Below are 12,855 nucleotides of genomic sequence, written 5' to 3'. Positions count from 1 at the left end.
GATTACTTGGCCTCCGCTTCAAAATTGATTTCCTGACCCGGCTTCAGCGAAACGTAGGCCTTCTTCACGTGGTTGCGACGCCCCATGAAGCGACCGAAGCGCTTTTGCTTGCCCTTCTGGTTCAGGATCTGAACGGACTGCACCTCGACCTTGAACAGCATCTCGACTGCCGCCTTCACTTCCGCCTTGTTGGCGTCGCGGGCGACTTCGAACACGACTTGTTCATTCTTGTCGGCGACCAGGGTTGCCTTTTCGGAAACCACGGGCGCGAGCAGCACCTGCATCAAACGATGATCGTTCTTGGCTACTTGCGTCATTTCAGCAACTCCTCGATCTGCGCGACGGCTGCCTTGGTCACCAGCACCTTCTTGTAGTGCACCAGCGACAGCGGATCTGCGTGGCGCGCTTCAACCACCGAAACGTGCGGCAGGTTACGCGCGGCCAGGTAGAGGTTCTCGTCGAGGCTGTCGGTGATGATCAGCACCGAGTCCAGGCCCATGGCCTTGAACTTGTCGGCCAAGAGCTTGGTCTTGGGCGCATCGACGGTGAAACCATCCACCACATTGATACGACCTTCACGTGCGAGCTGCGAGTAAATCGAGCGCATGCCGGCACGGTACATCTTCTTGTTGACCTTCTGGCTGAAGTTCTCTTCCGGCGAATTCGGGAAGATACGGCCGCCCCCGCGCCACAGCGGCGAGGAGGACATACCGGCACGGGCGCGACCCGTACCCTTCTGGCGCCAAGGCTTCTTGGTCGTGTGCTTGACCTCTTCACGATCCTTCTGCTTACGGTTACCGCTGCGCGCGTTGGCCTGGTAAGCGACGACGACCTGGTGAACGAGGGCTTCGTTGTAGTCACGGCCGAAGACTTCGGGCGAGGCGGCAACGCCGGCGCCGATCTGGCCATTGTCCTGCAGGAGCTTCAGTTCCATTGTTTCCGCTCCTTAAGCTTTGGCTTTGGCCTTGACGGCCGGGGTCACGATAACCTTGCCGCCCTTGGAACCGGGGATGGCGCCCTTGACCAGCAGCAGCTTGCGCTCTGCGTCGATCTTGGCGATTTCCAGGTTCTGGACGGTGCGGGTGACGTCACCCAGGTGACCGGTCATGCGCTTGCCCGGGAACACGCGGCCCGGATCCTGCGCCATACCGATCGAACCCGGCACGTTGTGCGAACGCGAGTTACCGTGGGTAGCACGGCCCGAAGCGAAGTGGTAGCGCTTGATGGTACCGGCGTAGCCCTTACCGATCGTCACGCCCTGCACGTCGATCTTCTGACCGACTTCGAACAGGTCGACCGACAGCGAACCGCCAGCTTGCAGTTCGGCAGCCTTGGCTGCATCGATACGGAATTCGCGAATGATTTCACCGGCTTCCACGCCGGCTTTGGCGAGGTGACCCGCCAGCGGCTTGGTGACGCGGCTTGCGCGCCGCTTGCCGAAGGTGACTTGAACCGCGGTATAACCGTCGGTCTCGTCCGTCTTGATTTGCGTCACGCGGTTGTCGCCGACCTCGACCACGGTAACGGGAATCGAATCACCGTCGTCCGTGAAAATACGGGTCATGCCAACCTTGCGACCTACAAGGCCAAGGCTCATGGTTTGCTCCATTCCCAGCTGCGATTGGCCGGGGCTGATTGATACACGAAAACTGTGTGATCTGCGGATTTCCGCAGGAGTTTGCCTAAGGCGTGCACTGCTACGCCTACAGCGAGGGCTTGCGCAAAAGAGGACAGCGCGCGGCCAAAGCGGCCAACCCACCACCCGGAGACACGGGTAGCCTTACACTATATCGCACCCTTTTGGATAGAGCAAGTTGCATTGCCCAATTTCCGCGCAGGCTGCGCCAGTGCTGTTGTATTGCGGCACTGCCGGCGCATCCTGCAAGGGGACGCGCACGGAAATGAGGGTTACGCGGCACCTTGAGGCTGCGCAAGCGATAGCGCGAGCGGGAGCGGCCGACGCAGGCTGTGTGACCGCGCGTCGGCCCGATCCGTTCCCCCTCAGGCGCCGATGCGCACGAAGTCGCCGCCGTAGAACACCAGCGGCTCGCCATCGCCGGCCTCGCAGCCTTCGACCTCGCCGACCACCAGCAGGTGGTCGCCGATCGGGTCCGCGCGCGCCACACGGCAGGCCAGCGTGGCCAGCGCCTCGTCGAGATAGGGCACGCCCGCCGGGCAGCGGTGGTGCGGCACGTCGGCGAACTTGTCCGCTGCCGGCGTGGCGAAGTGGCGGGCCAGCTGGCCGTGTCCGGCACGCAGGATGCTGACGCCGAAGCCGGCGCCGGGCACGAACAGCGCCGCATTGGGGGAATGCAGCGCCAGGCTCCACAGGATCAGCGGCGGCGCGAGCGACAGCGAGGCGAAGGAGTTGACCGTCAGGCCTACCGCCCTGCCCTGCGCGGCGGCCGCGCCGATGATGGCCACGCCGGTGGCGTAGCGGCCGCAAACCCGGCGCAGGGCGCGCGGATCGAGCTGGCCGGGGAGGATGTCGGCGGCGGCATCCATCTCAGGCAGCCTGCGGCAGGTATTGCTCGATCAGCGCATGGCAGGCCTGGGGATCAGCCCACCATGGGAAGAAGTCGGGCGGATTGTCGAATCCGTTGGCGATACGCGCGGCCAGCGCGGGCGCCTGCCCGGCGGCGCCCAGCAGCGCCAGGATGTGGGGCGGTGGCGGCGCCAGCATCGAGTTGGTCCAGTTCACCACGTCCGAAGCGTAGTCCCAGTAGCGCGCAAAGGTCTGCTCCATCCAGGCGGCATCAAAGGGACGGTCGCCGTGGGCGAGGATGGCGTCCAGATACACCTTGCAGCATTTGGCGGCATTGTTCGAGCCCTGCCCGGTGATCGGGTCGTTGACCACGACGGCATCCGCCATGCCGAACACCAAGCGCCCGGAGGGCAACGTCAGCACAGGCTTGCGCACGGTCGGCGCGAAGCGGCCGGCCAGGATGCCGTTGGCGTCGGTCAGCTCGACCCGCTCGCAGCGCTCCGCCTCCCAGGGCAGCCAGGTACGCAGGATGCGCAGGCTTTCCTGCAGGTGCTCGGCGGGTGTGCGCGCTTCATGCCAGCGATCCATAGGGCCGCCGGGCACCCCCTCGAAGACCATGATCTCGCAGGGCCCGGACAGCGTCAGCGCCGGAAAGACGAAGTACTCGCCCACGCCCGGGATCAGGTTGAAGCAGACCCGCGAGAACGGTTCGCGCGGCGTCATGCCGTGCACATAGGTGAGCGCCAGCGCGCGCTGGGGTGCATCGTAGGGGCTGCGCGCGGCGTCGCGCGCAAAGCGGCCGACGATTTCGCCCTTGCCCGCCGCCAGCATCACCAGGTCATGGCTGGCAGCCAGCGCGTCCAGCTCATCGAGGCCGGCGTCGGCGATGCGCAGGTCGCCGCCGCGCGCGGCGAAGGCCTCCATCCAGGCCGGCATCTTGAGGCGCTGGTCGACCGCCTGCGCGGGCCGGTCCAGCGGCGCGGCCCAGTCGATCAGCCTGGCCCCGGCCTGCTCCGGGTGCGGCACGGCCAGGCCGATGCCTTCCACCGGCGGGCAGTCCGCCTCCCACCAGTTCAGGTCCAGCTCGCGTTCGGTCTGCAGCGCGCGGTCGAACATGCACTGGCTGGACATGACCTTGCCCGTGCGCACCTGCTCCGGCGGGCGGTTGGTCATCAGGGTCACGTCATAGCCCTTGGCCTGCAGGCCCAGGGCCATCTGCAGGCCGGACTGGCCGGCCCCGACGATGGCGATGCGTTGGCTCATGGCGGTGTCTCCTCGACGGATGGGTCGCTAAAAAGGGCGCAAGAAAAGTCGCGCAATGGGTCGTAAATGGCTCGCGCAGGGCGAGTGCTTCCCACCGGCGGCGCACCTTGCGAGGCCGGCAGGGTCGGAAATCTGTGTTTGGGGGCGGCGGCCCCGGCCGGATCAGCCGGCCAGGCGCGGAATCGCCGGCTCGTTGCGCTCGGGTCCCATCGCCGAATAGCCGCCGTCGACGGCGTAGTCGGCGCCGGTGACGAAGCTGGCGTGGTCCGAGCACAGGAACAGCACCACCTGGGCCACCTCGTCGGGCTCGCCCACGCGGCCCAGCAGATGGAAATCGGCCGCGACGCGATCGGTGCGCGCGCGGTCGCCGCCGGACACCTCGTCCATCAGGCGGCACCAGGTCCAGCCCGGCGAGACGGCGTTCACGCGGATGCGGTCGGGCGCCAGGTCCATGGCCATATTGCGCGTGAGCTGGCGCAGCGCGGCCTTCGACACCGGATAGAGCCAACGGCCCGTCTGCGCGACATTGGCCGAGATGCTGGTGAAGTTGACGATGGCGCCGCCGCCGCGCGCGCGCATCAGCGGCTGCACCGCCTGCGCCAGCATCACCGCGGAAATCACGTTGACGTCGAGCGCGGTGCGCCAGTCGGTGCGGCTGGAGCGCATGCCATCGTCCAGGTAGGTGCAGGCCAGGTTGACCAGGAAGTCCACACCGCCGAAATGCTCGGCGACCTGGCCTACCGCCGACGCGACCTGGGCGTCGTCGCTGATGTCGGTACGCAGGAACAGGCAATGCTCGCCGAGTTCCGCCGCCACTCTCTCGCCGCCGGCGGCATCGATGTCGAGGATGGCTACGCGCGTACCGGCAGCCGTGAATGCCCGTGCCACACCTGCACCGATCAGCGTGGCGCCGCCGGTGATGATGGCGACCTTGTCCTGCAAGCCTTTCATGTCGTCGTCTCCTCGTATCGGGCGCAGCGCCTCTGCGGGCGCCTGGCTCCCGGTCGGTCCCCGGCCCGATTGCCGGAGACGGGCCGCGCGGCGCGCACCGGCGCCGCTCGCGGCTGAATGCCCGTATGAGGCCCGTGTGGGGCCCGCGTGGGGCTACTTGCCCTCGCTTTCCTGCCAGCGTGCCATCAAGGTGTTGGACGGCAACGTCTCGTCGAGCAGCTTGCGCGCGGTCTCCACGCCTGCCACCGGAAGGCCGGCGGGATCCAGCTTGCCGATCTGCACCAGCACGCTGGCCTGGTCCCAGTAGATGTGCTCGTGGTAGAGCTTGTCGCCGCGGAACTTCACGATCGCGATCAGCGGGATTTCCACGCGGCGGCCAGTTGGTGCCACGCCGGGCAGCAACCAATCGATCTCGCAGGTGTGGGTGAAGCAGAACAGCAGCTCGTCGACGATCTGGCTGGCGCCCACCGTGCGCGATAGCGGGATCAGCGTGGTGTCGGGCGGATTGCTGTGGACAAAATGGTGCTGGTAGAAGCGCTTGAGCTGGCGATAGCCCACACCCCCCGTCATGGTCGGGATGTGGTTGACGTAGGGCTCGGCCACCATCGTCGCCATCGTCGCATCGACGTCGCGCGTGGCGAACTCATACTCGCAGTGCTTGTCCCACAGCGCCGAGAAATCGTAGTGGGGCCCCATCTCGCGGCGCAGCGCGGCAATCGAGCGCTGGTGCGCCATCAGGGCGCTCGCCTTGTCGAAATGCTCGCCGCCGGCACGCGCGAAGGCATGGTCCATCCCCGCGTAGACATAGACCTCGACGCCTTCGTGCCCGCCCAGCGCCTCGCGGATGCGGGCCTGCGCCTGGGGCGGGCAGAAGCCGTCCTTCTCGGCGATGTGCAGCACCAGGCGGCCGCTCACCTTGGCCGCCTCGTCCAGGGCGTTCTCGATGCCCACGCCATAGTAGGCCACGGCGCAAGCCACGTCCGGCAGCCGGCAGGCCGCCAGGTAGGCCAGCTTGCCGCCCAGGCAGAAGCCCAGCACGCCGGTCTGGCCGACACATTCCGGGCGCTGGCGCAAGGCGTCCAGCGCCGCGCCGACGTCCTTGACGCCCTGGGCTTCATCGAAGCGCTCGTACAGGCCCAGCGCGCGCTGGAAATCCTCGCCCCGGTCGGACAGCTGGATGCCCGGCGACAGGCGCCAGAACAGATCGGGCACCAGCACCGTGTAGCCCTCTTCGGCGTAGTAGTCGGCCACCTGCCGCATCGTGGCGTTGACGCCGAAGATCTCCTGGCAAAGGACAATGCCGGGCCCCTTGCCTGCCGCCGGGATGGCGAGATAGCCGCTGAAACTGCCGTCTGGGGTCTGGATCTGGATGGTCTGGCCCATGGCCTGGTCTCCTTTTTTCTGATTCGGTCGGGCTGCCGCGTGGATTCCATGATGGATGCACCGCACCGCAGCAAGCTAGCCGCCGGCTGCAGCGACTATCCGATTAGTGCAGGAAATTTTCGGCTCACGCAAGCTCGCCCCTGCGCAGGACGGCGCGGCGGTCTTGCCCTCCGCTATAGTGGTGCCCAGGGAGTCCACCGTGCGGGTAGCAATCCGGCGCGGCGAGGCCATCCCCCGGACCGGGTGCCAACGGCAGCGCCCGGCCACGCCCCTGTGGAGCGAGACATGCTGCAGCCCCCGATCGTCACGGCCGCCCCGACGCTGGCCGCTGCCCTGCTTGGCGACGCCAGCCGGCTGGTCTTCGCCTCGACCGACCAGGCACAGGCGCGCGCCGCCGTCGGCACCGTCTTCAAGCCGCACCGGCTCACGATCGGCGGCACGCGGCTGGCGGCGCGGCTGCACCATGCGCCACTTGGCGCGGTCTCGCTCAATCGCCTCGCCTACGGCGCCGAGGTCGACATCGACCCCGGCCCGATGGGCGACTTCCTGCTGGTGCAGATGCCGCTGGCCGGCCAGGCCGATATCGCCTGCGGCACCCAGCGCATCCTGTCCGATGCCGACACCGCCTCCGTGCTGACACCTGCCGACCCGGTGCGCATGCGCTGGAGCGCAGACAGCGACCAGCTCATCGTGCGCGTGGAACTGAGCGCGCTGGAACGCGTGTGCGCGGCCTACCTGGGACACCGGCCCGACCAGCCGCTGCGCTTCGCGCTGGGCATGGCATGGCGCCGCCAGGCCGGCTGGTACCAGTTGATGCACTACCTTGCCGACACGCTGGCGCTGTCCCCCGAGGCCGCGCGCCATCCGCTGACCGCCTGCCAGCTCGAGCAGCTCGTGATCGGCACCCTGCTGACCGTGCAGCCCCACAGCCTCTCCGACGCCCTGCGCAACCACGGCAAGCCGCTGGCGCCGAGGCATGTGAAAGTGGTCGAGGAATACATCCACACGCACGCCGGCGCGGCGCTGACCCCTGCTCTGCTGGCCGACGTGGCCGGCGTCAGTCTGCGCAGCCTGTACGCCGGCTTTCGCGAGCACCGGGGACTCAGCCCGATGGCCTATCTGCGCACCGTGCGGATGGATCGTGTGCGGCATGACCTGCTCAACGACGCAGCGGTGGGTTCGGTGAGTGCGGCGGCGATGCGGTGGGGCTTTACGCATCTGGGGCGGTTTAGTGTTGAGTATCGGAGGGTGTTTGGGGAGTGTCCGGGGGAGACGTTGAGGAGGAGGATTTAGGTTGGTGGGCTGGCGGGTCTGCCGGTCTGCCGGTCTGCCGGTCTGCCGGTCTGTATGAGCGTATGCGGTTTGCGGGGCAAAAGCCTGTTTCGACTCCCCCTGCGGGGGAGCCGAAACAGGCCGTTGCCACCAACAACCAGCGCCGCCCGAACAAAGGACATGCAGCAGCAACCCAGCCCCAAAAACAAAAACGGCGAACTTACGTTCGCCGTTTTTGCTGCAAAGGGCCACATCACTGCAGCCCGAAGCATAAAAAGCTTACACCTTGATCTCGACGTCCACGCCTGCCGGCAGGTCGAGCTTCATCAGCGCGTCGACGGTCTTATCGGTCGGGTCGACGATGTCCATCAGGCGCTGGTGGGTGCGGATCTCGAACTGATCGCGGCTGGTCTTGTTGACGTGCGGCGAACGCAGGATGTCGAAGCGCTGGATGCGGGTCGGCAGGGGCACGGGACCCTTGACGATCGCGCCGGTGCGCTTGGCGGTATCCACGATTTCAGCGGCCGACTGGTCGATCAGGCGATAGTCGAAAGCCTTCAGGCGGATACGGATCTTCTGGTTCTGCATGATATTTCCTTAAAAGAGCGATGGGCGGATTACGCCCGGAAACAGGGAACAAGCCGGCGGTATTGTACAGCCGGCTTGCTCCAGGAAGTTTGCTTAGTCGAGGATCTTTGCCACGACGCCGGCGCCGACGGTACGGCCGCCTTCACGGATTGCGAAGCGCAGACCTTCTTCCATGGCGATCGGGGCGATCAGCTTGACGGTGATCGACACGTTGTCGCCCGGCATCACCATTTCCTTGTCCTGCGGCAGCTCGATCGAGCCGGTCACGTCAGTCGTACGGAAGTAGAACTGCGGACGGTAGTTGTTGAAGAACGGGGTGTGACGGCCGCCTTCGTCCTTCGACAGAATGTACACCTCACCGGTGAAGTGGGTGTGCGGCTTGATCGAACCCGGCTTGCACAGCACTTGGCCGCGCTCGACGTCTTCGCGCTTCGTGCCGCGCAGCAGCAGACCGACGTTGTCGCCAGCCTGGCCCTGGTCCAGCAGCTTGCGGAACATTTCCACGCCGGTGCAGGTGGTCTTCACCGTCGGCTTGATACCGACGATTTCGATTTCCTCACCGACCTTGATCACGCCACGCTCGATACGACCGGTCACCACGGTACCGCGGCCCGAGATCGAGAACACGTCTTCCACCGGCATCAGGAACGTACCGTCAACCGCACGCTCCGGCGTCGGGATGTACGTGTCCAGGGCGTCGGCCAGTGCCAGGATCGCCACTTCGCCCAGCTCGCCCTTGTCGCCTTCCAGCGCCAGCTTGGCCGAACCCTTGATGATCGGGGTGTCGTCGCCGGGGAACTCGTACTTCGACAGCAGCTCGCGCACTTCCATTTCCACCAGCTCGAGCAGCTCGGCGTCGTCCACCATGTCGCACTTGTTCAGGAACACGATGATGTAAGGCACGCCAACCTGACGGGCCAGCAGGATGTGCTCGCGCGTCTGCGGCATCGGGCCGTCAGCGGCCGAGCAAACCAGGATCGCGCCGTCCATCTGTGCCGCGCCCGTGATCATGTTCTTCACGTAGTCAGCGTGGCCCGGGCAGTCAACGTGCGCGTAGTGGCGGTTGGCCGTCTCGTACTCGACGTGCGCGGTGTTGATGGTAATGCCGCGCGCCTTCTCTTCCGGCGCTGCGTCGATTTCGTCGTACTTCTTGGCGGCACCGCCAAACTTCGCTGCCAGCACCGTCGCGATCGCTGCCGTCAGCGTCGTCTTGCCATGGTCAACGTGACCAATCGTGCCAACGTTCACGTGCGGCTTAGTCCGCTCGAACTTTTCCTTTGCCATTTTTCAGCTCCTAATGGAATTCAGTCTTGTCTATTCATCGTGCCGCCGCGCCCGCACAGGCCGGCGCGGCGGTCAGTCAAACCTGCTTACTTGCCCTTGGCCGTGATCACGGCGTCGGCCACGTTCTTCGGCGCTTCGGAGTAGTGCTTGAACTCCATCGTGTACGTGGCGCGGCCCTGGGTTGCCGAACGCAGCGAGGTCGAGTAGCCGAACATCTCTGCCAGCGGAACTTCCGCGCGCAGGATCTTGCCACCGCCGACCATGTCGTCCATGCCCTGGATGATGCCGCGACGCGACGACAGGTCGCCCATCACGTTACCCATGAAGTCTTCCGGCGTTTCCACTTCCACGGCCATCATCGGCTCGAGCAGCACCGGGTTCGAACGACGCATACCTTCCTTGAAGGCCATCGAGCCGGCCATCTTGAACGCGTTTTCGTTCGAGTCCACGTCGTGGTACGAACCGAAGGTCAGCGTCACCTTCACGTCCACCACCGGGAAGCCAGCCAGGATACCGTTGTTGAGCGTGTCCTGGATGCCCTTGTCCACGGCCGGGATGTATTCGCGCGGAACCACGCCGCCCTTGATGGCGTCGACGAATTCGTAGCCCTTGCCCGGCTCTTGCGGCTCGATCGTGATGACCACGTGACCGTACTGGCCGCGACCGCCCGACTGCTTGACGAACTTGCCTTCGACGTCCGTCGACTGCTTGCGGATGGTTTCGCGGTAGGCAACCTGCGGCTTGCCAACCGTGGCTTCCACGCCGAATTCGCGCTTCATGCGGTCAACCAGAATTTCGAGGTGCAGTTCGCCCATACCCGAAATGATGGTCTGACCCGACTCTTCGTCGGTCTTCACGCGGAACGACGGATCTTCCTGAGCCAGACGGTTCAGGGCGATGCCCATCTTTTCCTGGTCAGCCTTGGTCTTCGGCTCGACGGCCTGCGAGATCACCGGCTCCGGGAATTCCATGCGTTCCAGGATGATGATGTGTGCCGGATCGCACAGCGTGTCACCCGTGGTGGCTTCCTTCAGGCCGACGGCAGCGGCGATGTCGCCAGCGCGCACTTCCTTGATTTCCTCGCGCTGGTTGGCGTGCATCTGCAGAATACGGCCCAGGCGTTCCTTCTTGCTCTTGACCGGGTTGTAGATGGTGTCGCCCGAATTGACCACGCCCGAGTAGACCCGGAAGAAGATCAGCTGGCCGACGAACGGGTCGGTCATGATCTTGAAGGCCAGCGCCGAGAACTTCTCGTTGTCGTCGGCCTTGCGCTCCACTTCCTTCTCGTTGTCGTCCACGCCCTTGACCGGGGGGATGTCCACCGGCGACGGCAGGAAGTCGATCACGGCGTCCAGCATACGCTGCACGCCCTTGTTCTTGAAGGCGGTGCCGCACAGCATCGGCTGGATTTCGCAGGCGATGGTACGGTCGCGCAGGCCCTTGACGATCTCGGCCTCGGTCAGGTCGCCATCTTCCAGGTACTTGTTCATCAGGTCTTCGGACGACTCGGCAGCGGCCTCGACCATCTTTTCGCGCCACTCGGTGCAGCTGTCGGCCAGCTCCGCCGGAATGTCCACGTAGTCGAACTTGGTGCCTTGGCTGGCCTCGTCCCAAATGATCGCCTTCATCTTCAGCAGGTCGACCACGCCCTTGAAGGTGTCTTCGGCGCCGATGGGCACCACGACGGGCACGGGGTTGGCCTTCAGGCGAGTCTTCAGCTGGTCGTAGACCTTGAAGAAGTTTGCGCCGGTGCGGTCCATCTTGTTGACGAAGGCCAGGCGGGGCACGCCGTACTTATTGGCCTGGCGCCACACGGTTTCCGACTGCGGCTGCACGCCGCCCACGGCGCAGTACACCATGCACGCACCGTCCAGCACGCGCATGGAACGCTCCACCTCGATGGTGAAGTCCACGTGTCCCGGGGTGTCGATGATGTTGATGCGGTGCTCGGGGTAGTTGCCCGCCATGCCCTTCCAGAAGGCGGTGGTAGCAGCGGAGGTAATCGTGATGCCACGCTCCTGCTCCTGCTCCATCCAGTCCATCGTGGCGGCGCCATCGTGCACTTCACCGATCTTGTGGTTCACACCGGTGTAGAACAGGATACGTTCGGTCGTGGTGGTTTTACCCGCGTCAATGTGAGCCGAGATACCGATGTTACGGTAGCGCTCAATGGGAGTCTTACGAGCCACTTTAATCCTCTATTCGTCCGTGAGACGCCGGCATCTCATCGCCGTCGCCCCTAACACAAACGGGCGAGATGTGTAGGAATACACAGCCCGCCCGGCAACCAACAGTTGTAATCGCGCGCTTTAGAAGCGGAAGTGCGAGAACGCCTTGTTGGCTTCTGCCATGCGGTGCACTTCGTCGCGCTTCTTCATTGCGCCGCCACGGCCTTCCGATGCTTCCAGCAGCTCACCTGCCAGGCGCAGCGCCATCGACTTCTCGCTGCGTTTCTTCGCGGCCTCGCGCAGCCAGCGCATCGCCAATGCCAAACGACGCGACGGACGGACTTCGACCGGAACCTGATAGTTGGCGCCGCCCACGCGACGGCTCTTCACTTCCACCACCGGCTTCACGTTGTTGATGGCAACGGAGAACACTTCGATGGGGGCCTTGCCTGCCTTCTTCTCGATCTGGTCGAACGCGCCGTACACAATGCGTTCGGCAACCGACTTCTTGCCATCCAGCATCAGCACGTTCATGAACTTGGCAACTTCGACATTGCCGAACTTCGGATCAGGCAGGATTTCCCGCTTGGGGACTTCACGACGACGTGGCATCTTCTTTCCTTAATATTCAGTTGAGAGCGCGGTCAATGATTTCCGCTCTCCGGTCACCAACTAGCTTGCCTGGGCAAATTCGCCGGGGTGACCACTTACTCGACGGCACGGCGCTGAACGCTCCGTTGTACCGCCGCCTGGTGACAGCACCATGACGCTTGGCGCCACAGGCTTGTCGCATATTTCTTTACTACTGTAGTGCGCCCTGCGGGCGACACACGGCAAGCCCGACTTAGGCTGCCTTCGGGCGCTTCGCGCCGTACTTCGAACGCGCTTGCTTACGGTCCTTGACGCCTTGCAGGTCGAGGGAGCCGCGCACGATGTGGTAACGCACACCCGGCAAATCCTTCACACGGCCGCCGCGAATCAGCACGACCGAGTGTTCCTGCAGGTTGTGGCCTTCACCGCCGATGTACGAGATGACCTCGAAACCGTTGGTCAGGCGCACCTTGGCGACCTTACGCAGTGCCGAGTTCGGCTTCTTCGGGGTCGTGGTGTACACGCGGGTGCACACGCCACGACGCTGCGGGCAGTTCTCAAGCGCCGGGCTCTTGCTCTTGATGACTTCCGAGACGCGCGGCTTGCGAACCAGTTGGTTGATAGTTGGCATTGTTCAATCCAGCTTGGTTTTTACGACAAAACACCCCTCCGGATGCCACATGGCGGAACCGGAACGGCAACTACGGGTTTTGGGCGGGAACAGTGTGAGCGGGCGCTCTTGAGACGATAGACCGGCGGGAACCAGACTGACCAAAGAACGCGAGCCCGACCGGGATCCCCCTGCTGCCACACCATGCAACCGGTGCATCACGCTACCGGCCGGCGGCGCTTGCCGAAAGCGCATCCGGC

Annotated in this window: 13 protein-coding genes; 1 reads left to right on the top strand and 12 read right to left on the bottom strand. The window is 64.8% G+C overall.

From position 1 onward, the window contains the following. Positions 1–2: 2 nt before the first annotated feature. The 7 genes from rplW to AC1Z3O_RS00130 form a co-directional block, all read right to left on the bottom strand. The gene (rplW, locus tag AC1Z3O_RS00160) at positions 3–317 is read right to left on the bottom strand and encodes a 50S ribosomal protein L23 (RefSeq protein WP_483512698.1); all 315 of its coding nucleotides are present in this window, start codon (positions 315–317) and stop codon (positions 3–5) included. Continuing rightward, entirely contained in the window at positions 314–934 is a 621-nt protein-coding gene (gene rplD / locus AC1Z3O_RS00155; protein ID WP_483512697.1) for a 50S ribosomal protein L4, read from the bottom strand. The genes rplW and rplD overlap by 4 nt, the downstream gene beginning before the upstream one ends. A 12-nt stretch (positions 935–946) precedes the next feature. After that, entirely contained in the window at positions 947–1,597 is a 651-nt protein-coding gene (rplC, locus tag AC1Z3O_RS00150) for a 50S ribosomal protein L3 (RefSeq protein ID WP_071010138.1), read from the bottom strand. Positions 1,598–2,001: 404 nt separating this feature from the next. Continuing rightward, complete coding sequence (locus AC1Z3O_RS00145; RefSeq protein WP_483512696.1) at positions 2,002–2,505, bottom strand: flavin reductase family protein; 504 nt, start codon at positions 2,503–2,505, stop codon at positions 2,002–2,004. Position 2,506: 1 nt separating this feature from the next. Continuing rightward, the gene (locus AC1Z3O_RS00140) at positions 2,507–3,748 is read right to left on the bottom strand and encodes a styrene monooxygenase/indole monooxygenase family protein (protein WP_483512695.1); all 1,242 of its coding nucleotides are present in this window, start codon (positions 3,746–3,748) and stop codon (positions 2,507–2,509) included. A 162-nt stretch (positions 3,749–3,910) separates the two neighbouring features. Next, positions 3,911–4,699, bottom strand: coding sequence for an SDR family oxidoreductase (locus AC1Z3O_RS00135; RefSeq protein WP_483512694.1), 789 nt, complete (start codon positions 4,697–4,699; stop codon positions 3,911–3,913). A 153-nt stretch (positions 4,700–4,852) separates the two neighbouring features. Further along, on the bottom strand, positions 4,853–6,082 hold the full coding sequence (locus tag AC1Z3O_RS00130; RefSeq protein WP_483512693.1) for a dienelactone hydrolase family protein: 1,230 nt from the start codon (positions 6,080–6,082) through the stop codon (positions 4,853–4,855). Positions 6,083–6,367: 285 nt separating this feature from the next. Between AC1Z3O_RS00130 and AC1Z3O_RS00125 the strand changes: the two genes are divergently transcribed. Further along, positions 6,368–7,375 carry an AraC family transcriptional regulator gene (locus AC1Z3O_RS00125; protein ID WP_483512692.1) on the top strand — a complete coding sequence of 336 codons (1,008 nt, stop codon included), beginning with the start codon at positions 6,368–6,370 and terminating at the stop codon, positions 7,373–7,375. A gap of 258 nt (positions 7,376–7,633) precedes the next feature. Here the strand turns inward: AC1Z3O_RS00125 and rpsJ are convergent, their stop codons facing one another. The 5 genes from rpsJ to rpsL form a co-directional block, all read right to left on the bottom strand. Continuing rightward, a complete protein-coding gene (gene rpsJ, locus AC1Z3O_RS00120; RefSeq protein WP_006160488.1) occupies positions 7,634–7,942 on the bottom strand; it encodes a 30S ribosomal protein S10 in 309 nt (102 codons plus the stop codon). Between the two features lie 93 nt (positions 7,943–8,035). After that, the gene (gene tuf / locus AC1Z3O_RS00115; protein WP_483512683.1) at positions 8,036–9,226 is read right to left on the bottom strand and encodes an elongation factor Tu; all 1,191 of its coding nucleotides are present in this window, start codon (positions 9,224–9,226) and stop codon (positions 8,036–8,038) included. 86 nt (positions 9,227–9,312) lie between these two features. Then, a complete protein-coding gene (gene fusA / locus AC1Z3O_RS00110; RefSeq protein WP_483512691.1) occupies positions 9,313–11,415 on the bottom strand; it encodes an elongation factor G in 2,103 nt (700 codons plus the stop codon). 120 nt (positions 11,416–11,535) lie between these two features. After that, on the bottom strand, positions 11,536–12,006 hold the full coding sequence (rpsG, locus tag AC1Z3O_RS00105; protein ID WP_109585078.1) for a 30S ribosomal protein S7: 471 nt from the start codon (positions 12,004–12,006) through the stop codon (positions 11,536–11,538). 232 nt (positions 12,007–12,238) lie between these two features. Beyond that, entirely contained in the window at positions 12,239–12,616 is a 378-nt protein-coding gene (rpsL, locus tag AC1Z3O_RS00100) for a 30S ribosomal protein S12 (protein ID WP_006576501.1), read from the bottom strand. Positions 12,617–12,855: the final 239 nt, after the last annotated feature.

This window comes from Cupriavidus sp. 09_S30 (assembly GCF_056930435.1).
This window is presented reverse-complemented; position numbering and strand designations above follow the sequence as displayed.